This is a genomic window from Streptomyces verrucosisporus (assembly GCF_017114865.1).
In the GTDB taxonomy this organism is placed as follows: Bacteria; Actinomycetota; Actinomycetes; order Streptomycetales; family Streptomycetaceae; genus Streptomyces; species Streptomyces fenghuangensis.
In genome coordinates, this window is record NZ_JADEYH010000006.1 from 49,655 (window position 1) to 74,273 (window position 24,619).

Below are 24,619 nucleotides of genomic sequence, written 5' to 3' on the forward strand. Positions count from 1 at the left end.
GTCATCGACCGGTGCCCCGTACGGAGGAGAACACTCCTGCCGGCTCGCGTCCGCCTCGGCCGTGCCTCGCGGCGCGGTCGCGGCCGGGGGCGTCACCCGGGCTGGTCGCTGTCCTTCAGGGAGCCCCAGCCGTGCCAGCGGTCGACCTCGATCCAGGCGCTGACGCGGCGGCGGTCCCGCCGCGGATACGGCTCGCCCAGGTAGTGGCGGGCCAGCCGGTCGATGTCGGCGAGCTCCGGGTCGTCGAGGATCTCGGCCACCCGGCCGATGAGGCTGACGTGCGTGTACCAGTTGCCCTCGTCGAGCACGGTGAGGGTGACACGGGGATCGTCGCGCACGTGCCGCAGCCGTTTGCGGGCCTCGTCCATGTTGACCAGCACCCGGCCGTCCTCCCACAGGTACCAGGTGGCGGTGGACACCGGCTGGCCGTCCGGCCGCAGGGTCGTGATGACGGCCGGGTTGGCCTTCTTCAGCATGGTCACGGCCGCTTCGGGGAGCGGTGGCTTCGACATGGGTGGCACTCCTCGGCACATCGCTGCACGTCGCTGTACGCCGTCGTACGTCATTCGACCGGCATGTCTCCGCCCAGCATCACACACCGCCGGCGCCGAACGCGGGAGCACGCACTCCGCGCGGGCGGCGTCGCGCCACCGCCCGCGGGGCGCCTCAGGCCCGGGCGGCGCGGGTGCGGAAGCGGCGCAGCACGGCGCTGAGGACCCCGGCGTTGACCACGGCGGCCAGGCAGACCAGGCCGAGCAGGAGCACCGCTCCCACGGGACCGTCCGGCAGCGGCACGGCGAGGGCGAGCAGGCTGGTCGGGGCGGTGGCCGCCACGGGCCACACCCCTGCCAGCGAGGCGTCCTCGTGCGGGACGAACGCCGCGTCCAGCGCGGCCCACAGCACCAGCGCGGCGCACACCGCCAGATAGATCCGGGCGGGCCGGTTGTCCGCGATGCCCGAGATCCGTGCGGGGATCCGCCCCCTGCCGCTCCCGTCCCCGTCGCCCCGCGTGCCATCGTGCACGGCCATTTCGCTCACCTGTCTCTTCCGTCCCGCTCGTCGTCCGCCGCCCTCGTGCCGCGCGTTCCACGAGGGTTCGCGGCGCCCGGCGGCCGGTGGGCCGCTGTGCCGAAGGCGGAGCGGCGGGAACGGGACACGGGGGCGGGCATACGGGGGGGGTGGGGCGTATGGACCGCGCAGGACACCGGCGGCGTGTGCGGCGCGTCGCCTCGGCCTTGGCCGGGACGCGGGCCGCCCGCGCCTATCTGGCGGTGTGCGGCGCCCTGCTGATATGGGGGTCGGCGGACGCCTTCCTCGTGAGCCACGAGGACGCCTCCATGGCGGGGGTCCTTCCTCTGCCGGCCACCGTGCCGCTGAGTGTGCTGCTTCTCCTGGTGCCCTGGAAGGGGATCTTCGCCTATGTGTCGGTCGTCGTCGTGAGCGCCCTGGCGAACGCCGCCCTGGTCAACTGGTGCGTCCGTGCCGGGGCGGGCCGGGCGGAGCACTGGTGGCACCCGTTGAGCCGGCGCCCCGCCCGGGACCGGTACCCCGGTGGCCGGGGGGACCGGCTCAGTAGGTGACCGTGATACGGCGCGCGGGGCCGTCCACCCGGATCCGTCCTCCGACGGGGACGACGAACTGAGGGTCGGTGTGACCGAGATCGACGTCGAACACCGCCATGGTGTCGGGGGCGTACTGCCGAAGGGCCCGCAGGACGGCCTCTCGCTGGTCCCGGCGGAACCGTGCCTTCTCCGGGGCGGTGAACCGGTTCTCGAACGACCAGCTCCTCGCCCTGCCCATCAGCAGCGCGGGGAACTGCCTGAGCAGACCGCGTTCGCCCATGTTGCGCAGGATCCGGTAGACCTGTTCGGCGCGCGGCATCTCCTCGGACGTCTCCAGGAAGAGCACGCCGCCGGCGTAGGAGTCGACCGGAAGGACCTCGCGGTCGGCCATCAGCAGCCAGGAGACGATCTCCAGTTCGCCGCCCCAGCCGATCCCTTCGACCACCCGGTCGCCGTTGTGCCAGGACCAGCCGTCGGCGGGTTCCATCCGCGGTTCGGAGTCGAAGGTGCGCGGGTCGTCCCAGGGGCGGCTGACGTCCCCGTAGGCGTCCGCCGCGGTGAGTTCGTACTCGCCGGAGGTGAACAGCGCCGCCCTGAGCGAGTCGGCGGTCAGCGGGTGCATCGCGCCGGGGCGTCCGAGCTCGACCATCACCGTGCTGCCGTGGTAGCCGACGATGCCCAGGTTCCGCAGCAGGAGCAGCAGGTTGGTGTTGTCGCTGTAGCCGAAGAAGGGCTTGGGGTTGGCGCGGAGGAGGTCGCGGTCGAGGTGGGGCAGGACGGTGATCTGGTCGTCACCGCCGATGCTGGCGAACACGGCCTTGATGCGGGGGTCCGCGAAGGCCGCGTGGATGTCCGCGGCCCGCTCCTCGGGCGTCGACCCCATCTTCCTGGAGGCCGGGTACTCCACCGTCTTCAGCCCGAATTCCTCTTGCAGTCTGCGCAGGCCCAGCTCGTACGGCATGGGGAAGACGCCGGGAAGGCCGGACGAGGGGGACAGCACCGCGACCATGTCACCGGGCCGGGGTTTCGCCGGGTACACGGGATCCGTCATCCGCCGATCATAGAAGTCGGCGGGCCCGTCGCCGCAGCGAATATCGCAGGGCCCGTCCCGGCAGGACTCGCTCCCTCCCCTCCTCAGCCCCGCTGTCCGCGGCCGAGGGGCTGAGGCGCTCCCCCGGGGACCGGACGAGGGGGCGAGCCCGCGCCGCTTATCGGGGCTCCCCGGCCGTTCCGCGCACCGACATGAACAGACACCCCTTTTGTCCTATTATTCCGTTCTAGTGAATTTTTTCTCGGATTTCCCGGTATCCGAGAGGGACGGCCCCGCCGACCGGCCGCCCTCCCCCCAGGTGCGTGCGGAGATCCTCGCCTCCTGGCAGCGCTCGCGCCTGCTCGGCGTCGACCAGGAGAACCCCGCGCTACCCGTCGAGAGCGACCTGGACCCCGACTCCCGGCTGGTCAGGGCGGCCATGCCGGTGCTGCGGCGGCTGTACGAGCGGTTCTCCGGAATGCCCGTCACCGTGGTCCTGACCGACTCGCGGGCCAACATCGTCGACCGGCTCGGGGAGACCGGGGGGCTGGATCTGATGGATGCCGCCTCCCTCGTCCCGGGCGCCAATGTCGACGAACGGTTCATGGGCACCAGCAGCGTCAGCATGGTGCTGAGCACCCGTGCCCCGTTCGTGGTCGTCGGACACGAGCACTTCCTTCACAGCCTCAAGACGCTGACCTGCATGGCCGCCCCGGTGCGCGACCCGGTGGGCGGCACCGTGCAGGGCGCGGTGAACCTCTCCGTCCCCATGGAGCTGGCCAGGTCCGGGATGGCTCTGACGCTCCAGAAGGCCACCGACCGCATCGGCCAGCGGCTGCTGGAGATGGGATCGGCCCGGGAACGCGGCCTGATGGAGTCCTTCCTGCGGGCCAGGCGGCGCGGCGAGCACGCCGAGATCGACCCCGCCTCGGGGACGCCGGCCCGGCGCGGCGAGGCGGCGCCCCGGCTGGTCCCGCGGGAGGAACTGGCGCTGCTGGAGGCCGCCACCGAGCTGATCTCCTCCGGTGGCGAGACGTTCGCCGAGGTGCCGCTGACGGGTGGGCGGGTGGCGACACTGCGGCGCAAACTCCTGCACCACGGCGACGCGGAGGGCGCCGCCGTCGAGATCAGTTTCCGGGAGGGCCGTCCCGCCGCCACCGCACCGGGAGCGCCCGCGGCCGTGGCAGGCGGCCCGGACGGCCGGCGGGTGCCGCTGCTGCTTCCGCCGTCCCCCGCAGAGCGGCCCGCAGGGGCTCGGAAGGAGCCGGGCGCGCCGGACGGCGCCCGGGAGGAGACCGAAGGACCGCGGGAGGCGGAATCGGAGCGGCGGCCCGGCGGGACGGAGGGCGGCGGCCCCGACGCGTGGCTGCTGATGGTGGGCGAGCCGGGCGTCGGCCGTCTGGCCGTCGAGGCCCGTCGGCGGCTGTCGCTGCTGAACGAGGCGGGCACCCGGATCGGCACCACGCTGGACATCCGGCGCACGGCGCGGGAGCTGGCGGAGATCGCCGTTCCGAGGTTCGCCGACATCGTCGTGGTGGACCTGACCGAGAACGTCCTGGCCGGCGAGGAGCCCCGCCCGGGAACCCCTGGCGCCGCGACGGCGCTGCGCCGGGTGACCGTGCGGGGCGGCGAGGACGCGGAGGGCGGGCGAACCGGAGGCACGGACGCCCGGGTCGGCTACGCACCCGGCACACCGCAGGCCCGGTGCCTGGAAGCCGGACGGCCGGTCGCGGACTCGGTGCGGACCGAGATCCTCACGGCGCCCTCCCTGAGCGGCGCCCACCCCGGCGAACTGCTGCGCGATCTGCTCGGCGAGGGAGAGCACTCGTATCTGGCCGCGCCACTGCGTGCCGGGGGCGCCGTCCTGGGTCTGGCCGGTTTCTACCGGCGCGGCAGGGCGCACCCCTACGAGGAGGACGACCTGGCCCTGGCGGGCGAGCTCGCGGCCCGCACCGCGATCAGCGTGGACAACGCCCGCCGTTTCAGCCGGGAGCGCGACGCCGCCCTGACCCTGCAGCGCAGCCTGCTGCCACGTGACACACCGCGGCTGGCCGCGGTCGACCTCGCCCACCGCTATCTGCCCGCCGACGCCAGGAGCGGGGTGGGCGGCGACTGGTTCGACGCGATCCCGCTGTCCGGGATGCGTTCGGCGCTGGTCGTCGGGGACGTGGCGGGCCACGGACTGGAGGCGGCGGCCACCATGGGCCGGCTGCGCACGGCGGTGCGCACCCTGGCCGATCTGGACATGCCGCCGGAGGAGGTGCTGGCCCATCTGGACGACCTGGTCGGTCGCGCTCCTGACGACCCGGCCACGGCCGCGACCTGCCTGTACGCCGTGTACGACCCGGTGACCTGCCGCTGTACGGCCGCCCGGGCCGGGCATCCGCCGCCCGTCGCCGTGCTTCCCGGCGGCAGGGCCCGGACGCTGGACCTGCCGTCCGGCCCGCCGCTCGGGCTCGGCGGGCTCCAGCCCTACGAGTCGGCCACCGTGGAACTGCCCGCGGGCAGCCTGCTGGCGCTGTACACCGACGGCCTGTTCAAGGAGGACCGCGGCTACGGCGACGCCGAGGCGCGCATGGGGCTGCTCACCTCCGCGCTGCGCGGCCCGGAACCGCCGCGGGACTCCTCGCCGGATTCGCCGGCGGGTTCACCGCCGGGGCCGTCCCCGGAGCCGTCCCTGGAGCGGATCTGCGACCGGGTCACCGGTACCCTGCTGCCCGGCGGCCCCCGGGACGACGTGGCCCTGTTGCTGGCCCGTGTGCACGCGCTGCCCGCCGACCGGGTGGCGTCCTGGGAGCTGCCCGCCGACCCGTCGGTGGTGTCCGACGCCAGGGCTCTGGCCCGGCGTCAGCTGGACGAGTGGAGCCTGCCGGAACTGGAGTACGGCACCGGCCTGGTGGTGAGCGAGCTGGTCACCAACGCCGTGCGGTACGGCGGCGGGGGGCCTGTGCGGCTGCGGCTGCTGCGCGGCGCGTCCCTGCTCTGCGAGGTCTCCGACCGCAGCAACTCCTCTCCCCGCATCCGGCGTGCCGGGGTGACCGAGGAGGGCGGGCGCGGCCTGTTCCTGGTGGCGCAGTTCACCAGGAACTGGGGGGTGCGCTACATGCCGCGGGGGAAGACGGTGTGGGCCGAGCAGGTGCCGCACCCCGGGGACTCCGGCCGCCGGGAGGAGCCCGTCCCAAAGGAGGCGGACGAGCAGGCCCTGCTGGCCATGTTCGACGACCTGGGCTGAGGCGGCCCGGTGAGCCGCCGCTCCGGCGGCTCACCGGGCCGGCGGGACCGTGAAGCAGCGGGTCGGTACGTGTCAGTGCGTCCAGATCGGCGGTTCGGTGGTGAAGTGGCCTCCCAGGCAGCCGTGTTCCGGCCGGTCCGGGTCGAGTTCGCCCTGTTCGGCGATGAGCTCGGCCGCGTACGGCTCGGAGTCGTCCTGCGGCTCGTATCCCAGCGCCCGCGCCGAGGAGAGGTCCCACCACAGCCGGGTGTTGGCGGAGGAGCCGTGGACGACGGTGTGCCCGACGCCCTCGGCGGTCAGGGCTGCGTGCAGCAGCCGGGCACCGTCGGAGGGGCTCATCCAGACCGAGAGCATCCGCACCGTCGTGGGCTCGGGGAAGCAGGAGCCGATGCGGATGGAGACGGTCTCGATGCCGTGCCGGTCCCAGTAGAGCTGGGCCAGGTCCTCGCCGAAGCACTTCGACAGCCCGTAGAAGGTGTCGGGGCGGTGCGGGGTGTCCACACCGATCAGCGGATCGCCCTCGCGTGGACGGGGGGTGTAGCCGACGGCGTGGTTGGAAGAGGCGAAGACGACGCGTCCGACGCCCTCCTCGCGAACCGCCTCGTAGAGGTTGTAGGTGCCCTCGATGTTCGCTCGCACGATTTTCTCGAAGGGGGCCTCCAGAGAGATCCCGGCGAGGTGGACGACGGCGTCCACGCCCCGCACCGCCTCGCGCAGTGCCGCCCGGTCCGCGAGGTCGGCGGTGATCGCCTCCTCGGCCCGCCCCTCCGCTCCGGGAAGCGGCTCGACGGGGGCGACGTCGAGGAGCCGGAGGGTGTAGCCGTAGGAGGGGAGCAGTCCCCGCATCAGGGTGCCGAGGCCGCCCGCGGCACCGGTGAGCAGGACGGTTCTGGGGGCGGGCATGGGCTGTCTCCTCGGTGCGGTGGGGAGGTCGGCGCGTACACGCCGGGCGGGGTCGTCGAGGGAGCGATTCACCGAACGTCATTCACAACTGTGGAGACGGTAGGAGCTCACTTCGGCATCGTCAAGTGTAAGGGAAAGCGCTTTCTCGGCTTTCCTCCGGGCACTTTCCCCGTAACAACAGACCACCTTGACCGCCGCAGAACACTGTCCTACCGTAGCGTTGTTCATGAATGTGGACAGCGGTCGTGAATGTGTACAGCATCTGCCGCCCCGCGACACCCAGGGAGTGCCGTGACAACACCTTCTCTCACCGCCCGGCTCGACGGTCTGCTCTTCTTCCCCGTCACCGCGTACGGACCGGACGGCGCCCTCGACACCGACGTGTTCCGCGAGCATGTGCGCGGTGGCATCGACGCCGGCGCCGCCGCCGTCTTCGCCTGCTGCGGCACCGGCGAGTTCCACGCCCTGACCCCCGAGGAGTTCGGCGCGTGCGTCTCCGCGGCGGTGGCGGAGGCGGCGGGGCGGGTGCCGGTGGTCGCGGGCACCGGCTACGGCACCGCCCTCGCCGTGCGGTACGCCCGCGCCGCGGAGGAGGCGGGCGCCGACGGGCTCCTGGCCATGCCCCCCTATCTGGTCGCACCGGATCAGCAGGGGTTGCGGGCCCACTACACCGCCCTCGCCGACGCGACCGGGCTGGACGTCATCGTCTACCAGCGGGACAACGCCGTTCTCGCTCCGGCCACCGTGGCCGAACTCGCCCGCCACCCCAGGATCGCGGGCCTGAAGGACGGCGTCGGCGACCTCGACCTGATGCAGCGGATCGTCAGCGCGGTGCGGACCGCGGAGCCCGGCCGTGAGTTCCTGTACTTCAACGGGCTGCCCACCGCCGAACTCACCTGCCTCGCCTACCGGGGCATTGGGGTCGGTCTCTACTCCTCGGCCGCCTTCTGCTTCGCACCGGAGATCGCCGTCGCCTTCCACCGCGCCTTCAACGGGGGCGACGACGCCACCGTGCGCCGGCTGGTCGACGGCTTCTACCGCCCCCTGGTGGAGCTGCGGAACAAGGGGCGCGGCTACGCGGTCTCGCTGGTCAAGGCCGGGGTGCGCCTGCGCGGTCTGGACGTGGGCGGGGTGCGGCCACCGCTGAGCGAGCCGGACGGCGCGCACATCGAAGAGCTGTCCGCCCTGATGGAACACGGGCGCGCCCTGCTGGCGTGAGGCGGGTGCGGAGGCCCGGACAGGGCCTCCGCACGGACGGCCCCGGCAGCGAGCAGGGGCGCAGCAGAATCCACATCCATGAACGCCACCCAAGGCATCCGCCTCGTCCCACCCTTCTTGTGGTTCCATCCGTTCGCACGTATTGACGCCCCGCGAGGGCACTCCTACTGTGACGGCACGCATTCATAGAGTTGACAGATGTTCATATCTATGAACAAAAGGAGCCGTCATGGCCGCACTGGACTGGACCGTGCTGGGCGCGTACTTCCTCGTGATGGTGGGCATCGGCCTCTGGTCGAGGAAGCGCATCCACACCATCGCCGACTTCTTCACGGCTCGCGGCCGCATCCCCTGGTGGCTCTCCGGGATATCGCACCACATGTCCGGCTACAGCGCGATCATGTTCGTCACCTTCGCCGCGGTCGCGTACGACCATGGCGTCACCGTCTACTTCTGGTGGCCCCTCACCATCGGGCTCGGCATCGGCGTCGGCGCCTTCCTCTTCGCCGCTCGCTGGAACCGGCTGCGCTCCAGACACGGCGTCAACTCTCCGCTCGCCTACCTGGCCGTCCGCTACGACCTGCCCACCCAGCAGGTCCTCGCCTACAGCGGCACCGCGCTCAAGGTGGTGGACATCGCCGCCAAGTGGGTCGCCATCGCTCTGCTGCTCCAGGGCTTCGCGGACATCCCGCTGGTGTGGGGCATAGTCCTGACCGGCGCCTGCACCATGCTCTACATGGCCTTCGGCGGCCTGTGGGCCGACGTCCTCACCGACTTCGGCCAGTTCGTCATCCAGGCCGTCGCCGGGTTCGCGATGCTGTTCGCCCTCTTCGCGCACCTCGACGGGGTGGCCACGCTCTGGACGATGTGGGACGACCTCCCGGCCGACCGCGGCGACCCGGTCAACGGCCCCGTCACCACCGGGCTGATCATGGCGTTCCTGCTGGTGAAGACCTTCGAGTACAACGGCGGCATGTGGAACCTGGCGCAGCGCTACATGGCCGCGCCCTCCGGCTCCCGGGCCAGGAGGTCGGCGCTGCTCTCCAGCTTCCTGTGGATCGTGTGGCCGTTCATCCTCTTCGTTCCGATGATCGCCGCCCCTCTCATCGTCCCCGGCCTGGACGACGGCGAGAGGTCGTACATCATGCTCGCCCAGGAACTGCTGCCCGCCGGACTCATCGGACTGCTCCTGGCCGGCTTCTTCTCCCACACCATGGCCATGGTCGCCTCCGACTCCAACGTCATCACCGCCGTCATCACCCGCGACCTCGCCCCGGTGATCCTCCCTCGCGTACGGCGTCTGACGGAAGCCGGGCAGCTGATGTTCGCGCGGGTCACCACCGTCGCCTTCGTCACGTTCAGCATGGCCCTCGCCCTCCTCGCCGACCCGGACGGCTTCATCATGACGGTCGTGGTGAGCGTCGTCGCGGCCACCATGGGGCCGATCTCCATTCCGCTGATGCTGGGCCTACTGCCCTGGTTCCGTCGCCACGGGCCGCGCGCGGCACTCGCCTCCTGGGCGGGCGGCCTGGCGGTCTGGGCGTATCTGTACTGGGGAGTGGACGACGCGAACCAGACCGTGAGCGTCGGCCTGCCCGTCCTCACCTCACTGACGCTGTACATAGCCGTCGGGCTGATACGGCCCGAGGGCAGCACGGCGCGCGACGTGCTGCTCGACTCCCTCGACAGCGACCCGTCGGAGGCCGAACGGGCCGAGGTGGAAAGCAGGTTCGCCGAGCATCCGCCCTCCTTCGACGGCGACGCCGTGTCGGGCACGGTTTCCACCCGCTGAGCGGGAGCCACCCCGGGCGCACACCGCGCCCGGGGCGCCGTCGCGCCCGGGGGCGGCCGCCCGCACGGCGCGGCTCCCGGCGTTCCGGAGACGGGACTCCCGTCGATCACCGCAGGGAGATATCGTAAATACCAGGCAAACCGGACGGGGGAAACAGCCCAACTCATGGACAGTAGGTGTCTGCGATGCTCCAGGGACTCGCGGCGGCGGGGATCGTGCTGCTCTGCGTCTGCGCCGTCTACGTCGCGCTGGCAGCCCGGGTGGTCAAACAGTACGAGCGCGGAGTGGTCTTCCGACTCGGGAGGGTCATGAAGGACATACGATCACCGGGCTTCACCATGATCGTTCCGTTCGTCGACCGGATGCGCAAGGTCAATCTGCAGATAGTGACCCTGCCCGTGCCCGCGCAGGAGGGCATCAGCAGGGACAACGTGACCGTCCGGGTCGACGCCGTCGTCTACTTCAAGGTCGTCGACCCCGTCGACGCGATCGTCCGGGTGGAGGACTACCGCTTCGCGGTCTCCCAGATGGCCCAGACCTCGCTGCGCTCCATCATCGGCAAGAGCGACCTGGACGACCTGCTGTCCAACCGGGAGAAGCTGAACCAGGGCCTGGAGCTGATGATCGACAGCCCGGCCGTGGGCTGGGGCGTCCACGTCGACCGGGTCGAGATCAAGGACGTCTCCCTGCCGGAGACGATGAAGCGGTCGATGGCCCGCCAGGCGGAGGCCGCCCGCGACCGGCGGGCCCGCGTCATCAACGCCGACGCGGAGTTCCAGGCGTCGAAGAAACTGGCGGAGGCCGCGCAGCAGATGGCCGACACGCCATCCGCGCTGCAGTTGCGGCTTCTTCAGACGGTGGTGGCGGTCGCGGCCGAGAAGAACTCCACCCTGGTCCTGCCCTTCCCCGTCGAACTGCTGCGGTTCCTGGAGAAGGCCCAGCAGGCTCCCCAGCCGGGCGGGGCGCCCTCCGCGCAGGCCCCGTCCACGCAGATCCCGTACACGGCGGCCTCCTCCGCGAGTACGCCGGCGGACTCCGGGAATGACGGGCAGCGCGCCGGGGGAGGGTGAGGCATGCGGGTCCGGCGGCCCGGACCGCCGGACCCGCGCATGCGCACGGCCGCAATCCCCGTGCCGCCTCGGCCCCCCGGACGAACCCGGAGTAGAGCCCACCCGACACTGTCGGCCAAAGAGAACCACACCGCTCTCCGGCCGGGGCGGGTGTTCGGACAAAGCGGCCTCGTTCGCCGAACCGCAGGTCACGGGCGCCCCGCCGGAAGCCGTCACCTCATCTGTTCGCATGCCGGACACGTCCTCGCAGGAGACCGGAAGGCCTGCGGCCGCCCCGGCGCCACTTTGGGCAATCGAATCGTCGCCCAAGGTGACCGGAAGTGATTCATCCGATGTGCGTTCGCGCTTCGCTCCGGCAAGACTCCTGTTCGGAATCTGACGAATCGAACCGAGGAGTGTTCGAAATGCGGTACGCCATCAAGGCCCTGGGAGTGGGCACCGCTCTGGCCGTCACCTGCCTGGCGGGCGAGGCGGCCGCCGCGGCCGCCTCGCCCGCGCAGCCCGGAGGGCTGTACGCGCCCTCGGCCCTGGTGCTCACCGTCGGCGAGGGGGAGGATCCGGCGACGGCCACCGTGCTGCGGGCCGTCGTGTTGAGCTGCTCGCCCGCACCGGGCGGCACCCACCCGGCGCCGGCCGAGGCGTGCGGTGAGCTGCGTTCCGCGGACGGCGATTTCGCCTCGCTGGTCGAGCCCGGTGACCGGATGTGCCCGATGATCTGGGATCCGGTCACCGTGGCCGCCGACGGTGTCTGGGAGGGCCGCAGGGTCTCGTACGCGCACACCTTCTCCAACGCCTGCGTCATGGCGGACACCGCCCCCGCGGTCTTCTCCTTCTGAGCCCGCGGACGGCCCCGCCCGGAGCCCGGACCCGGAGCCCTGCCGCCTGCCCGAGGACGCCGGAGGGCCGCCACCGTACGGACGGCGGCGGCCCTGCGGCGGTGGACGGAACCGGTGGCGGCGGGTCCGTCAGGGGTCGAGGTCACGCAGGCGGGTGGCCTCCTCGCGGATCTCCGGCAGCCTGTCGTACAGCGCCTGGCCCGGGCAGTCGGTCTGGTGGCTGTCACGATGGCCGGCGATGACGTCGAACGTCGCCGCCTCGCCCTCGTCGTAACGGCTCTCGTCGTTCGTCGAGACCAGCCGCACCCTGCCCTGCGGGTCCGCGCCGGGCCGCAGTTTCCACGCCGCGACCTCGGCGATCGCGTCGATCACCGCGCGTGGCACCTCCTGCCCCGCGCCGAAGGTGCCCAGCGCCGCCACACCGACGCTGTTGCGGTTGAATCCCTTGGTGTGCGCGCCGTACACCGGGCGTCCGATGCCGCCGCCCCGCCCCTCGTAGATGGTCCCGCACCTGTCCACGACGAAGTTGTAGCCGATGTCGTCCCACCCCTGGCCCTCGACGTGGTCCGTCTCCAGTGCCCGCAGCAGCTGCGGGACGTCCGAGCAGTCGTAGCCGTTGGGGTGGCCGGTGTGGTGGACGAAGACGGCGCTCACCGGGCCCGTGTAGCTGGCCTCCTCCCTGACCAGGCTCTCGTCGGCGCGCCAGGCCTTGCGGCTGACGACCGCGGGCCGTGGCGCGGTGTAGGCGGTGGCGGGGCCGGCGGTATCCGGCACCGGGGGATCGAGGAGATGGGCGGGAACGTCCCGCGCCACCAGCAGTGCCAGCGGCAGAAGGGCGGCGCCCAGCACGAGTCGTGGGTACCACATGCCCCCACCCTGCCCCGGCTCGCCGCGGATCTCGCGGCCGGCAGGGCCGGTCGGGTGACGGCGAACGACCGCCCGGAAAGATGTTTGTGCAGCTCAAAGGGTAGATCAGGGGGGGTCGAGGCGGGCCCCGCCCGCGCGGCCGAACGCGGGCTTCCCGGCCGGGACGGCGGTGTGCCGTCCCGGCCGGGAAGCCGCTACAGGGCTCAGCGGATCGGTTGCCCGACCGCTCAGCGGGAGGCCATGTCCTCGCGCAGCGCTGTGAGGATCCTGGCCGCTTCCTCCAGTCCCGCCCCGGCGCAGCGGCGGACCGCCGCGTCCAGGCGGGCCACGGCGTCCTTCGGCCGTTCCAGCCCGTTGCCCTCGATCAGGGCGGCCAGCCGTGCCGTCTCCGCCCGGCCCGCCTCCCCGTCCGGGCCGCCCCCCGCCAGGCGCGAGTCGGCCCGGTCCGCCTCGGCGAGCGCCTCCTCGAAGCGCTCGGCGCGGGCCAGGCAGCGGGCGCGGCACAGGTGGTTGTGGCCGGTGTGGTACCAGTGGGGGAACTCCTCCGGGTCCTCGGGGACCTCGGCCAGCAACTCGTCGGCGGTGGCCAGGTGGTCGAGAGCCGCCTGAAGGTCCTCCTCCTCGCCGCGCGTGGCGAGGTCGGCGAACTCCCGGAGCATCTCCAGGACCGGTACCGGGCTCGGCGCCCGGCGGTGGGAGGCCAGAGCGCGTTCGCGCGCGGCCCCGGCCTCCTGGGGGCGGCCCGCCCGGGCCAGTGTCGCGGCCGCCTGGGAGGCGACCATGGTGTGGGTGAACTGCTCCTCCCACCCGGCCACCGTGTCGGCCAGGCCCAGGAACTCCTCGGCCGCCGCGCGGTGCTCCTCCAGATCCGTCAGTCCCCGGGCGAGGGTGAGGCGGATCTGGGCGAGCAGCCGCTCGTCGAGCGGACCGCCTGATTCCGCGCCGCCCTCGCGGGCCACGGACTCCAGCACCGCGACGGCGTCCTCCGGCTGCCCGGAGGCGGCCAGGGCGTCGGCGAGTTCCAGACGGCACTCGGCTGCGCCGTTGTGGTCCCCCTCCCTCTCCATCCGGGCGGCGGCCTCTGACAGGTGGCGGACGGCACCGGAGAGCTCACCGGCGTGCCGGCAGGCGTGGCCGAGCATCGCGTGGACGGCCGTGACCGGGAAGGAGCGGTCGTCGTACCGCGCGGCCCGGGCCATGGCCTGCCGGAACACCTCGGCCGCCTCCCCCGGCCGGCCGGTGCGCATCAGGATCTGGCCCAGCAGCAGCATGCCGCGGGTCGCCCGCCACGGAGTGCCGGTCTCCTCCAGGATCTCCTGGGAGCGCCGCTGCCGTTCGACGGCCTCCTCGATGCGCCCGGTGCGGGCGGCGATGTCGGCTTCGTAGAGGTGGGCGGCGGCCCTCTGGTGGGGGATCTCCCAGCGTTCGGCCGCCGCGTGCAGCGCCGCGACCGCATCCTGGAAGCGCGCGGCGGTCTCCGGGCCGGCGTCCGGCAGCACGTCGACCAGCTCGGTGTGCGCGGCGAAGGCCCGGCAGTGGAGTACGACGAGGTACTTGTCCGGCCGGAAGTCCGCATCCGGCTCCCGGTCCCCGCCGGGGAGCATCCGTTCGGCGAGCTCCAGCAGGGGCTCCAGTTCCCGCCGTACCGCGAGGTGCTCGGCGGGCTTGCCGGCGGATTCCTCACCGTGCTCACCGTGTCCCTTCCCGGCCCTGGGCCGGCAGGCCACGCGGGCCCGGGCGGCCAGCTCGTGCCAGGGCAGACCGGCCCGGGCGTAGAGGCCGGCCGCCTCGGCCATCGCGGCCCGGCCGTCCCCGCCCCCCTCGTCCTCGGCGAACGCGCGCTGCTCGGCCAGCTCGGCCAGGAGCAGGTCCCGGTGGCCGAGCGCGGGGTCGTGGACGTATCCGCCGGCGGCCACGCGCTCGGCGACGCGCTCCCACAGCGGTGTGTCACCGGGGTGCCCCTGGTCGGCCAGCCGCCGTGCCTCGGCGACCAGCTCGGCGAAGTCCTCGGGGACGGCCACCCGGTGTGCGGCGGCGGGCGCGGGCTCCGCGGCGGCCCCGCCGTCCTTCGGGCCGGTCAGCGGGGTGACGCGCAGCCCCAGCGCGAGCGGCTCGTCCAGCGGGGGGCGCCGCTCCAGGCGCTCGCGGCGGCGCTCGCCGACCGCCGCGGTGCCGTTGCGCCGGTCGAACGCGGCGGCCAGCTCGTCCGCCTCGGCCCCGATCTCCTCGTTCAGCGTCCGCGCCGTCCACTGCCGCCCGGGCGGCCCGGCGACGGGTGTGTCGGCGTACCCCTGCTCCACGAGGCGGCCGAGCAGCACCTGGACGCCGGTGAGGAAGGCCAGCCGCGCCTTGGGGGCACCGGTGGCTTCGAACAGTCCGCGGTTCTCGGCGAGGATCTCCAGTCCGCGGCCCTCGTTGCGGGTCAGGGCGCAGAACTCCAGGTGGAGGCCGATCTCCTCGGCCATCCCCGTCTTGCCGCGGGCGTAGCGGTATCCGGCCAGATGGTGCGAGCGGGCCTCGTCCACGCGGCCGGTGCGCAGCAGCGGGAGCAGTGCGAAGGCGTGGCTGACGTACGGCTCCTCCTGGCAGCTCACGGCCCCGGCGAACAGCGGCGCCCAGATCCGCAGGGCCTGCTCGTCCTCCTCCAGGGCGACGTGGTGCAGCGCCCGGTGGCGTATCTCGCACGCCTCGCAGTCGCTCAGCGGCTCCCGGGGCCGGGTCACCCACAGGTCGTAGGCGGACTCCAGGCCGCTGCCGGTGTGCAGCGCGACGCGGTGGGCCATGGCCGCCACCGGCTGCATGCCGTGGCCGGCCTCGCGGTAGCGTTCGCGCATCCGGCCGATCCACTGCTCGACGGTGGCCAGCGGTACGTCCGGCACCTCCAGCAGCGAGGTCGTCACCCACTTGAAGCGCCAGTAGACCTGGTGGCCCTCCCACTCGCTGAAGGCGCCGCGGTCCTCGTCCCACAGTTGGAGCAGCCGGGCGAAGACCACCGGCGACTTACGGTGCTCGCCGGTGTACTCGTAGGACTCCATCAGCTCCAGCAGCGCGGTGACGAGAAGGCCCTTTTCCTCGAACTGCCCGGCGGCTTCGACCAGTTCCTCGGCCCGCACCGTCCGGGGCAGGCCGTAGGGGCGTTCGTCGTTCTCCCGCAGCGCGTCGAGCACGGCCTCCGGGGTCTCCAGCATCACGGCTCCTTCCGGGACACCGGGCCGCCAGGGGTGTCGGCCCGGTCGTGCATGGCGTGGTCGAGCAGGCCGAGGAAGGCCCGGTTGAGCAGCGCGCTCTCGGCGGCGCGCAGCGGGCGGCGGCTGAGCAGCAGCGCCTGCCCGTACAGTGCCTCCGCCGTGGCGGTGGCCAGTCCGCGTTCGGTGATCGTCGCCGCGCGGCGGACCAGCGGGTTGAGGTGGTTGAGGACCAGTTGGGCGCGGGGGGCCTCGGTGCGCAGGGAGCCGAGGATGTCGGCCCACAGTCCGTCGCCGGTGCCGGACAGTTCGGAGCGGGTGCGTTCGTGCCGGGCCTCCCGGTTGTCCAGCAGGAGGGCGGGGGCGGTCACCGGCTGGAAGCTGCGCAGCACCACGTCGCAGTCGTGGACGCCGATCACCTCGCGGGCCACGGCCAGGAAGGAGGCGGCGGCCAGTTCGGCGGCGGGCTCCACCGCGTCCAGGTGCGCGGTGACGGTGGCCGGGTCCAGGTCGCCGACGGTGGTGCCGGAGCGTATCTCCGGCAGCCGGTGCACCAGGTCCCGGTCGTAGGTGTAGCCGCCGTTGACGACTCCGAGGCCGGCCGCCGCGGCGATCGGCGCGACCTGCCGGAACTCCTCCACGCTCCGGGTGACCAGGATCGTGGGGTGGCTGCGGGCGAACTCGTCCAGGGTGACGTTGCCGTCGGTCGTCTCGAAGGGAAGCCACGGCAGCAGCATCCGCAGCAGCGCGTCGTCGTGGCGGGCCAGTGCCTTGACGGCCAGGTGGTGGGTCTCGATGAAGCGGTGCAGGAGGGCGGGATCGCCGGCGGCCAGGCCGGTGAGCCAGTCGCGCAGCCGGTCGCCGAGCGCGTCGCGTACGGCGTCGAGCGTCTCGTCCTCGTACAGCGACTCGCGGGAGGCGGTAGGCCGCAGACCGGTGGTGTCCACCACGCAGCGCACGAAGAACGCCCAGTCGGGCAGGAGTTCGGGCGCCTGGTCCGACAGGAGCATGCCCTTGAGGTGCACCCGGTGGCCGGCTCGCCGGGAGGGGCTGACGGCGGTCGGCAGGACGTAGGCGACGCCGCGCAGCCCGACGACGGGCAGGTCCAGTTCGACGGTGTCCAGCGGGGTGAAGCCGAAGGTGGAGCGGCAGTGCTCGGCCAGCGCCTCGCGGCGGGCCCGCGGGGAGGCGTGGCGCTCCTGCCACGGCGGGGTCCGGTCGATGCGGGCGGCCGTGCCGCGGGCGTCGGTCACGGTGACCTCGTGCGGCAGCAGACCGCCGTAGTGCCGGGCCAGCTCCAGAACCCGGTCGGGACGTGTCCACTCGGTGCCGTCCGCACGGGGGGTGAGCCGCACCGTGGTGCCCGGCTCCGGCCTGGTGTGCGGGGGCAGGGTGCGGATGGTGTAGCTGCCGTCGGCGCGGCCGCGCCATTCGACGACCGGCGCGTCGGAGGTGGCCGCCGAGCGGCTGACCACGGTGATCTCGTCGGCCACCACGAAGCAGGCGAGCAGTCCGATGCCGAACTGGCCGATGAACTCCGAGCGGGCCGAGGCGATGGCCGTTCCGTCGAGGCCTCCGTCGGCGGAGCGCTTGGAGCTGCGGCCGATCGTCGCCAGGAAGGTGTGGACGTCCTTCTCGGACAGGCCGACGCCGGTGTCCGTGACGGTGAGCGTCTCACCGGTCTCCACGGTGATCCGGGCAGGGGCGCCCGGGGACAGTGCCCGGCGGGCGGTGATGGCGTCCACCGCGTTCTGCAACAGCTCGCGCAGGTAGACGCGGGGGCTGGAGTAGAGGTGGCGGGAGAGCAGGTCGACCAGGCCGCGCAGATCGACCTGGAAGGTGTGGGACGTCTGATGCTGGGACACCGGGTGGGCTTTCTTCCGTGGGTGGCGGGAGGGGCCGCCGAGTCGGCGGGACGGTGGGGCGGGACGGCTCGGTCAGCGGCCGGCGCGCGAGCGCCACTTGCGGAACGCCGCGACCGGATCGCCGGAGTCGAGGTACTGCCAGGGGAACTCGGTGACCCGTCCCTCCAGCGGCGCGAAGGCGGCGGCCGCGGCCTCTCGCTCGCCGGCCAGCGAGAGGGCCATGGCGAAGGTGTTGTGCACGCCGATCCAGTCGTGCGGACGTCCGAAGGCCGGGTCCCCGATGGACCGGTGGGCGGCCTCCAGCAGCCGGGCGCGTACGTCGGGGCGGCCGATGTACGCCGCGTCCTCCCCCGGCTCCAGGTCCAGCCAGTGCTCCAGGTGGGCGAGGGCCACCAGTTCGCCCAGCGGGCTGCCCTCGGGGGCCGAGAGCATCGACTCGCGCGCGAACTCGTGCATCTCCTCGTGCGAGCCGCCCCACTTGGCGCACAGCTGCTGCAGGTGCTGCCGGTGCGCGCCCGGGTGCCCGGGGCAGCGGCGCACCGCCGCCTCGAAGCGGAGGCGGGCGATCCGGGGTCCGACCTGGAGGCCGCGCCCGGAGACCTGGAGCATGAACCAGGGGGCGACCCACTCCGGCTCGCGCTCGGCCACCCGGTACAGCAGGTCCTCGGCGACCTCCAGCCGCTGGTGGAAGACCCGGAACTGCTCGCGGGAGACCTGGGAGGCCCGCGCGCCGGTGCGGGCCTCCCAGGCCCAGTCGATGTGGTGCGCGCCGGCCATGAGCAGGGCCAGGGTCCCGTCCGGCTCGTGGTCCATGACACGGCCCATCAGCTCGGTGGTGCCCGGCGCCTTGGAGGCGTGCCACACCAGCCGGCACAGCTCCTCCCCGTCGGTCACGGCCGCCAGCCGCTCGCGGACGGCGGGCCAGTCCCCCGCTCCGACCGCCTCCCGCAGCCGGGCCAGCTCCGGATCGCCGAAGTCGTCGACCAGCCGTGCCGCCGGTCTGCGCTTCCACGGCCCGAACGGGAACACCGGCCGGCGCCGTCCGCCCGCCGACTGCTCCCCGGCCGCGGAGTGCCGACTAATGGTTGCCATGTACATCCCCCCGTGAAGCCCCGTCGGGGGCCGCTGATGATCGTCCGGAGAACGAATATCATGCGGCACCGACAATGCTTCGGCCAGGGGTTTCCCGCCGGTGACAGTCAGTCACCGGCGGCGGCCGGTCCGGACGGGGAACACGGCCTGGTGGCCCGCGAGCGGCTGCGCGGATTCCCCGTCCGTACCCGCTACCGCATCACCGCGGCGGGCCGTGCCGTACGGCCGCTGCCGGTGGAGCCGTGCCTCGCGGGGCTCGCGATCGATGCCGCGCGGAAGGACGCCGAGCCGCCCGGCTGACCGCGCCGGGCCGCCGGCGGCCGGGCGCGGAGCCGCGCCCGGTCAGCGGGAGGGCTGCGCCCCGCTTCCCGCGGTCCGGTCCAGCGGCCCCCACCTCCCCCGTTGCCGGGCCACCTCCTCCGCCTCGAAGATCACCCGCGCGTCGGCCCGGGCGATCGGCTCCACCTCCCTGACCAGCGGCTCGTTGGCTCGGCGTCCAGCGCGTTGACGGACAGCCCCGGCAGCGGGACGCCTGTCAGGTCGTCCGTGCTGGCCGTCCACCCCAGATCGGCCCGGGGCCGCGGGACCAGCGGACGTAAAGCCGCCCGCCGCTCTCGACCAGGCGGACCAGCTCGTCGGGGGAGGTGATCGGAGGCGGATCGGAAGAGACGGTCATACAGCGCTCGCTCCCCGGGTGCCGCCTGCCGCCCGGCCTCGGCCGGGCCCGCCGGGGCGGGCCCTCCTGCCGAAGGGCGGGGGCGCCGGAACGGCATACGACCGCGTGCCCCCGCGCCGGGGCCGGGAAAACCGGTCGGCTCCGGTGACCTGCGGCGATCGGCACAGGATGGGGCCGCGCCCGGGTTTCCCGGCCCCGGCGCCCATCCACTGGAGAACGACACGTTTCCACCTTTTGCCAGCGGTTAGGCGATACAGGACAAGACGGTACGACACCACTGCGAGGAGGCCGTTATGGGCAAGCTGGGCGACATGGCGAACAAGGCCAAGAAGATGGCCAAGCGCCACCCCGACCAGGCGGACAAGGGCGTCGACCGCGCCGAGCAGACGATCGACGAGCGCACCGGCGGCAAGTACGACACACAGACGGACAAGGCCTCCGAGTCCGTTCGCCGCTCCTACGGCAACGACGAGGACCAGCTGCGGTAGGGCGAACCGAGGCAGGGCCCTCGTACGGGCGGCGGGGCCGCCGGCGCTTGAAAGCGCCGGCGGCCCCGTTGCCCTCCCTGTCCGCGGAAGCCCCCTCCGGAGGACTGAGGGCGTGTGACCGGCCCGTCGGCCCACACGCCCTCAGTCCCCGGCGACGTCCCGGCGTTCGAAGGCCGCGACGCCCGCCAGTACGGCCAGCAGCCCGAGGCCGGTCATGACCGCCGCGGGCAGCGGCTCGAACGGCTCGACGGGCACGGTGGACAGGTGGTGGAACGGCGACAGGTCCAGTACTGCCTCCGGCCAGTCCAGCGCCGTCCCGATCGTCTCCACCAGGTAGGCGGCGACCGCGACGGCCACCGGCAGACCCACGGTGAGCCGGGGCGCGACGCCGTACACCAGCACGGCCAGGCCGGTCAGGAGCACCACCACGGGCAGGGTGTTCAGCACCGATCCGAACGCGCCGGCCGCCTCCACCTCTGCCCCGCCGGCCACCGAGCCGGCCCACACGGCCAGTGCCGCGACGGCCGCGAGCAGCAGGGAGGCGGCCAGGGCGAGCAGGATGTGGCCGCCCAGCCACCGGCGCCGGGAGACCGGCCTGGTGAGGGTGGACTCCAGCCGTCCGGAGGCCTCCTCGGCGCGCGCCGCGCCGATCCGCCAGCAGGCGTGGAGGCAGAGCAGCAGGCCGAAGAGCAGACCCATGGTGCCCAGGTAGCCCTCGGTGACCCGCTGCAGGTCCCACCCGAGCCGCCGGAGCATCTCCCGGTAGGACGCCTGCTCGGCCACGAAGTCGGTCACCGCCTTGGCCACCGAGCCGGTCACCAGGGCGTAGAGGGTGATACCCGTCAGCCAGCCGGCCAGCATGCCCTGCGTTCCGCGCCAGGCGAACGCCGTCGGGCCGCCCAGCAGCCCGAGCCGGGCGCGGCGGCTGTCGGAGCCGGCGATCAGGGCGCCGCCGGTGTCGCGCAGTGCGCGCAGCCTCACGGCGACGGCGCCCAGGAGCACCGGCGCGGCCAGCAGCAGGAGCAGGGCCGCCCACCGGGGGTCGCGGTAGGCGTGGAGCTCGTCCATCCAGCCGAACGGGGTCAGCCAGCGCAGCCACCCGCGGGAGTCGCTGCTGTTGGCGGCCATCCTGAGCAGGAAGGACGCGCCGAGCACCGCGGCCGCGGTGCCGGTGGCCCGGCGGCGCACCTCGAAGACCTGCGCGGTGACGGCGCAGACCCCGGCGAACGTGGCCGCGAAGCCCGCGACGCCCAGCCCGAACAGCGCCGATCCCGCCGCGGCGGCGCCCGACAGCGTCAGTGCCGTCGCGATCGCGGCGCCGATCACGGTGATCGCGGCGGCGACGACCAGCAGGTGCGCCAGCAGGGCGCGGCCCGCCCGCACCGGTGCCGCCAGTACGGACTCGGCCCGGCCGGTCTCCTCCTCGCCGCGCAGCAGCCGTCCGGTGGCCAGCAGTGCCCAGATCCCGGCGATCGCGGCCAGGAGCCAGCCGGCGTCCCAGGCGGCGAAGCCGCCGGGGGTGTCGACGGCGTGCGGGATGCCCTGGAGCATCCGCACGGCCGGGTTGTCCTGGAAGGTGGAGATGGTGCGGCGCGACGCGGCGTCGGGGTAGGCGGCGAGATAGGTGAGGACCTCGACGACCGCGTAGAGGGCGGTCGACAGGGCCAGCACGAGGGTGCCCCGGCGGATCAGCCGGGCCGCCAGCCGGGCGATCGCAGCCTCCGTGCGGTGCCGCCGCGCCGGGCGGGCGATCCGGGGGGCGGGCGCGGCCCCGGCCATCGTCACCGCCTCCTGGCGCGGGTCCCGGGGGCCGGTGCGCCTCGCGGACTCGGCGCGCCCTGCGGATCCGCCGGGCCCCGCCCTTCCCGGGCACCGGGTCCGGCACCGCCCGGCGGGGCGCCGTGCGCGGCGGCGACGGCCCCGCGCTGCCCGGAGGTGGCCTCGTAGTAGGTCAGGAAGATCTCCTCCAGGCTCGGTTCCCGGCTGCGGAGCCTGACCAGCCCGGCCGAGGCGAGCCGGGAGAGTGCGGCCGACGGCGGTCCGGTGACGGACACCCGCAGGCCCCGGTCGATCCGCTCCACGGCGACCACGCCCGGCACTCCGTCGAGCCGGGGCGCGGGACCGTCCAGGACCGCCTCGAACACCGTGGTGTTCAGCTTGCGCAGATCCTCCAGCGCCGCGACCTCCGCCAGCCGCCCCGCGCGCAGGATCGCCACGCGGTGGCAGATGTCCTCCACCTGGTCCAGCAGGTGCGAGGAGAGGAACACCGTCTGGCCGCGGTCGGCGGCCTCCCGGGCCAGCGCCTGGAACTCCGCCTCCATCAGGGGGTCGAGACCGCTGGTCGGCTCGTCCAGCAGCAGCACGTCGGGCCGGGTCATGAACGCTGCGGTCAGCGCGATCTTCTGCCGGTTGCCCTTGGAGTACGAGCGGGCCCGCACGCCCGGGTCGACCCTCAGCCGTTCGATGAGCTCGTCCCGGAAGGCCTCGTCGGCGCCGCCGGACAGGTTGGCCAGGTGGGTGAGGATCTCCATGCCGGTCAGCTGCGGCCACAGGGAGACGTCGCCCGAGACGTAGGAGACGTGCCGGTGGGCGCGCTCGACGTCCTCGACCGGCACCCCCATGATCCGCGCCGTCCCGGCGGTCGGGCGGACGAGGTGGAGCAGCAGGCGGATCGTGGTGGACTTGCCCGCCCCGTTGGGGCCCAGGAAGCCGAAGATCTCGCCCTGTTCCACCCGGAGGTCCAGGTCCTCCAGAGCGGTCACCGTACCGAAGTGCTTCGTCAGCCCCTCGGTGTGTATGGCCGGAACGCGCATGCCGCACCTCCGAGGTCCGAAAGGACACCTCCCACGCTACAGATCTCCTCGGCCGGAGGCAGGCTCGGAAGCCGGGACGGGGGATCCCGGCGGCCCCGCGACGGTGGTGACCACCCGCACCAGGGCGGGCGTGCGGGGCGCGGAGCCGAACCCAAACCGCACCGGCGGGTCGACCGGCGCGAGCGGCCCCAGGTCCCGGCCCTCCCAGGAGGCTTCGACCGTGGTGATCCCGCGCAGGTCCCGTACGCCGTACCACTCCCGGTATCCGCCGCCCGCGCTGCCCCTGGTCCGCACCCCGGGCATCAGCCGGGCGGGGACATCGGTGAGCGCGACCCAGGCGGGCCGGGCGGCGAGCGGTGCGGGCACGCAGCGCAGCAGCAGTCCGAGCGCGCCCCGGCGGCCGGTGGTGAAGCGCATCCGCAGCGGTCCGGCCGCAACGTGCCAGTGCCGTCCGGCCGCTTCCACCGCCACCGGGACGACCAGCACCCGGTCGAAGCGGTAGACCGCGGCGACGAAGTCCGCGACCCGCCGGGACGGGGCCAGCAGCAGCCGCTGCCCGTCGGCCCGCTCCAGCATCACGTCGCCGAACGGGCCGAAAGGCGACCGGGGCCAGTGTCCGAGGACGATCCGCGTCCCGGAGGACGTTCCCACACCGGCGATCCACCCGTGGAACCGCCGGGCGTTCCGCACCATGGGCACCCCTTCCGGCGAGAGGGGGCGTTCCCGGCCGGATCGCCCCGCGAGGTCCAGGATGCCCGGCCGGGCGCACCCGCGCTCGTGCGGTGCCCCGCGGCCCGGCGCCCGGACCGGGCCGCGCCGGGCGGTTCCTCAGCCCGGCGCCTGTGCGCGCCCGTCGATCAGGCCCTGCTCGTACAGGTCGGCCCACAGGCCCTCCGGTACGCCCGCCCCGAACGCCTCGATGTCGCTCCGCACCTCCCCGGCCGAGCGCATGCCGAGCACGATGCCCGCGACGACGGGGTGGCGCAGCGGGAACGCCATAGCCGCCCGCGGAAGCGTCACCCCGTGCGCCTCGCAGACGTCGGCGATGCGGTGCGCCCGCCGCAGCGCCTCCGGCGAGGCCTGCGCGTACTCGTACCGCGCCCCTGCGGCCGGGCGCGGCTCGGCGAGGATCCCGGAGTTGAACACCGCGGCCGCCAGCACGGAGACGCCGCGTGCGGCGCACGCGGGCAGCAGGTCGTCCAGGGCCCTGTGGTCCAGCAGGGTGTAGCGGCCGGCCAGCATGACCACGTCGACGTCGGTCTCCTCCACGAGCCGGGTCAGCATGCCGGTGTGGTGCATCCCCGCGCCGATGGCGCCCACCAGGCCCTGGGAGCGCAGTTCGGCGAGCGCCGGGTATCCGTGGCGCAGCGCGTCCTCGAAGCACTCCTCCGCGTCGTGGAGGAAGAGCACGTCGACGCGGTCGGCCCCCATGCGGGCGAGCGAGTCCTCGACGCTGCGCAGCACCCCGTCGCGGGAGAAGTCCCTGACGCGGCGGTGCGTGGCGGGCACCTGGAAGCTCTCGTCCGTGCGGCCCTCCGCCTCCTGCGGGACCAGGATCCTGCCGACCTTGGTCGACAGCGTGTACTCCTCCCGGGGCCTGCTCCGCAGGAAGCCGCCGATGCGGCGCTCGGAGTGCCCGATGCCGTAGTGCGGGGCGGTGTCGAAGTAGCGGATGCCGCCCTCCCAGGCCGCCGCGAGCGCCCCGGCCGCGGTGTCGTCGTCCAGTGGCTCGAAGAGTCCTCCGAGCGGTCCGCCGCCGAAGCCCAGTTCCGTGACCTCGACCGTGCTGCGCCCCAGCCGGTTCGTTCTCATCCCGCCGTTTCCTCCTCCTGCGACACCGCGTCACCGCGTCACGCCGCCGCTGCCGCGGCTCCCGGGTACGGGAGACCCTTACGAAGGTGAACCGTCCCCGCGGCTCCCGGCGGTCAACCGCGCGGCGGCGGACCCCGCGCGGTAGGCCGACGCCGGGGTCGCGGAGGCCGGGGTCCCC

The 24,619-nt window shown here is 73.6% G+C and carries 21 protein-coding genes; 8 read left to right on the top strand and 13 right to left on the bottom strand.

All coding sequences use genetic code 11. The features are described from left to right. Positions 1–92: 92 nt before the first annotated feature. Positions 93–512, bottom strand: a complete 420-nt coding sequence (locus IQ279_RS09760; RefSeq protein WP_206347981.1) for a PPOX class F420-dependent oxidoreductase — start codon at positions 510–512, stop codon at positions 93–95. A gap of 154 nt (positions 513–666) precedes the next feature. After that, complete coding sequence (locus tag IQ279_RS09765) at positions 667–1,029, bottom strand: SCO4225 family membrane protein (protein WP_206347982.1); 363 nt, start codon at positions 1,027–1,029, stop codon at positions 667–669. Between the two features lie 158 nt (positions 1,030–1,187). Here IQ279_RS09765 and IQ279_RS09770 point away from each other — a divergent pair, with 158 nt between their 5' ends. Further along, positions 1,188–1,580, top strand: coding sequence for an SCO4225 family membrane protein (locus tag IQ279_RS09770; RefSeq protein WP_206347983.1), 393 nt, complete (start codon positions 1,188–1,190; stop codon positions 1,578–1,580). Here the strand turns inward: IQ279_RS09770 and IQ279_RS09775 are convergent. Continuing rightward, positions 1,570–2,613 carry a S66 family peptidase gene (locus tag IQ279_RS09775; protein ID WP_206347984.1) on the bottom strand — a complete coding sequence of 348 codons (1,044 nt, stop codon included), beginning with the start codon at positions 2,611–2,613 and terminating at the stop codon, positions 1,570–1,572. The genes IQ279_RS09770 and IQ279_RS09775 overlap by 11 nt on opposite strands. 298 nt (positions 2,614–2,911) lie before the next feature. Here IQ279_RS09775 and IQ279_RS09780 point away from each other — a divergent pair, with 298 nt between their 5' ends. Then, positions 2,912–5,824: a SpoIIE family protein phosphatase gene (locus tag IQ279_RS09780; protein WP_206347985.1), complete on the top strand. Its 2,913-nt coding sequence runs from the start codon at positions 2,912–2,914 to the stop codon at positions 5,822–5,824. A gap of 72 nt (positions 5,825–5,896) precedes the next feature. Here IQ279_RS09780 and IQ279_RS09785 read toward each other — a convergent pair whose 3' ends face one another. After that, positions 5,897–6,727, bottom strand: a complete 831-nt coding sequence (locus tag IQ279_RS09785) for an NAD-dependent epimerase/dehydratase family protein (RefSeq protein WP_206347986.1) — start codon at positions 6,725–6,727, stop codon at positions 5,897–5,899. Positions 6,728–7,018: 291 nt separating this feature from the next. On the opposite strand from IQ279_RS09785, the gene IQ279_RS09790 reads away from it, so the two are divergent. The 4 genes from IQ279_RS09790 (at position 7,019) to IQ279_RS09805 (ending at position 11,643) form a co-directional block, all read left to right on the top strand. Beyond that, positions 7,019–7,945, top strand: coding sequence for a 5-dehydro-4-deoxyglucarate dehydratase (locus IQ279_RS09790; protein WP_206347987.1), 927 nt, complete (start codon positions 7,019–7,021; stop codon positions 7,943–7,945). 229 nt (positions 7,946–8,174) lie between these two features. Continuing rightward, the gene (locus tag IQ279_RS09795; protein WP_206347988.1) at positions 8,175–9,737 is read left to right on the top strand and encodes a sodium:solute symporter family protein; all 1,563 of its coding nucleotides are present in this window, start codon (positions 8,175–8,177) and stop codon (positions 9,735–9,737) included. Positions 9,738–9,922: 185 nt separating this feature from the next. Further along, positions 9,923–10,807 carry a slipin family protein gene (locus tag IQ279_RS09800; protein ID WP_206347989.1) on the top strand — a complete coding sequence of 295 codons (885 nt, stop codon included), beginning with the start codon at positions 9,923–9,925 and terminating at the stop codon, positions 10,805–10,807. 404 nt (positions 10,808–11,211) lie between these two features. After that, the gene (locus IQ279_RS09805) at positions 11,212–11,643 is read left to right on the top strand and encodes a subtilase-type protease inhibitor (protein ID WP_206347990.1); all 432 of its coding nucleotides are present in this window, start codon (positions 11,212–11,214) and stop codon (positions 11,641–11,643) included. Positions 11,644–11,772: 129 nt separating this feature from the next. Here the strand turns inward: IQ279_RS09805 and IQ279_RS09810 are convergent, their stop codons facing one another. The 4 genes from IQ279_RS09810 to IQ279_RS09825 form a co-directional block, all read right to left on the bottom strand. Continuing rightward, positions 11,773–12,510 carry a peptidoglycan recognition protein family protein gene (locus IQ279_RS09810; RefSeq protein ID WP_206347991.1) on the bottom strand — a complete coding sequence of 246 codons (738 nt, stop codon included), beginning with the start codon at positions 12,508–12,510 and terminating at the stop codon, positions 11,773–11,775. Between the two features lie 227 nt (positions 12,511–12,737). Next, on the bottom strand, positions 12,738–15,698 hold the full coding sequence (locus IQ279_RS09815; protein ID WP_206347992.1) for a tetratricopeptide repeat protein: 2,961 nt from the start codon (positions 15,696–15,698) through the stop codon (positions 12,738–12,740). Further along, positions 15,698–17,560: an HSP90 family protein gene (locus tag IQ279_RS09820; RefSeq protein ID WP_206347993.1), complete on the bottom strand. Its 1,863-nt coding sequence runs from the start codon at positions 17,558–17,560 to the stop codon at positions 15,698–15,700. The genes IQ279_RS09815 and IQ279_RS09820 overlap by 1 nt, the downstream gene beginning before the upstream one ends. Before the next feature lie 72 nt (positions 17,561–17,632). Beyond that, positions 17,633–18,652: a hypothetical protein gene (locus tag IQ279_RS09825; protein ID WP_241027878.1), complete on the bottom strand. Its 1,020-nt coding sequence runs from the start codon at positions 18,650–18,652 to the stop codon at positions 17,633–17,635. Between the two features lie 60 nt (positions 18,653–18,712). On the opposite strand from IQ279_RS09825, the gene IQ279_RS09830 reads away from it, so the two are divergent. Next, complete coding sequence (locus tag IQ279_RS09830) at positions 18,713–18,952, top strand: hypothetical protein (protein ID WP_241027879.1); 240 nt, start codon at positions 18,713–18,715, stop codon at positions 18,950–18,952. Positions 18,953–19,187: 235 nt separating this feature from the next. On the opposite strand, the gene IQ279_RS28635 is transcribed toward IQ279_RS09830, so the two are convergent. Then, entirely contained in the window at positions 19,188–19,328 is a 141-nt protein-coding gene (locus IQ279_RS28635; RefSeq protein WP_307792286.1) for a hypothetical protein, read from the bottom strand. A gap of 293 nt (positions 19,329–19,621) precedes the next feature. On the opposite strand from IQ279_RS28635, the gene IQ279_RS09840 reads away from it, so the two are divergent. After that, a complete protein-coding gene (locus IQ279_RS09840; RefSeq protein ID WP_206347994.1) occupies positions 19,622–19,816 on the top strand; it encodes an antitoxin in 195 nt (64 codons plus the stop codon). Between the two features lie 141 nt (positions 19,817–19,957). On the opposite strand, the gene IQ279_RS09845 is transcribed toward IQ279_RS09840, so the two are convergent. From IQ279_RS09845 to IQ279_RS09860, 4 genes are all read right to left on the bottom strand, one after another. Then, positions 19,958–21,595: an ABC transporter permease gene (locus IQ279_RS09845; RefSeq protein WP_206347995.1), complete on the bottom strand. Its 1,638-nt coding sequence runs from the start codon at positions 21,593–21,595 to the stop codon at positions 19,958–19,960. A gap of 2 nt (positions 21,596–21,597) precedes the next feature. Further along, positions 21,598–22,629, bottom strand: coding sequence for an ABC transporter ATP-binding protein (locus IQ279_RS09850; RefSeq protein WP_206347996.1), 1,032 nt, complete (start codon positions 22,627–22,629; stop codon positions 21,598–21,600). Between the two features lie 36 nt (positions 22,630–22,665). After that, positions 22,666–23,322 carry a hypothetical protein gene (locus tag IQ279_RS09855; protein WP_206347997.1) on the bottom strand — a complete coding sequence of 219 codons (657 nt, stop codon included), beginning with the start codon at positions 23,320–23,322 and terminating at the stop codon, positions 22,666–22,668. 135 nt (positions 23,323–23,457) lie between these two features. Continuing rightward, on the bottom strand, positions 23,458–24,441 hold the full coding sequence (locus IQ279_RS09860; protein ID WP_206347998.1) for an aldo/keto reductase: 984 nt from the start codon (positions 24,439–24,441) through the stop codon (positions 23,458–23,460). Positions 24,442–24,619: the final 178 nt, after the last annotated feature.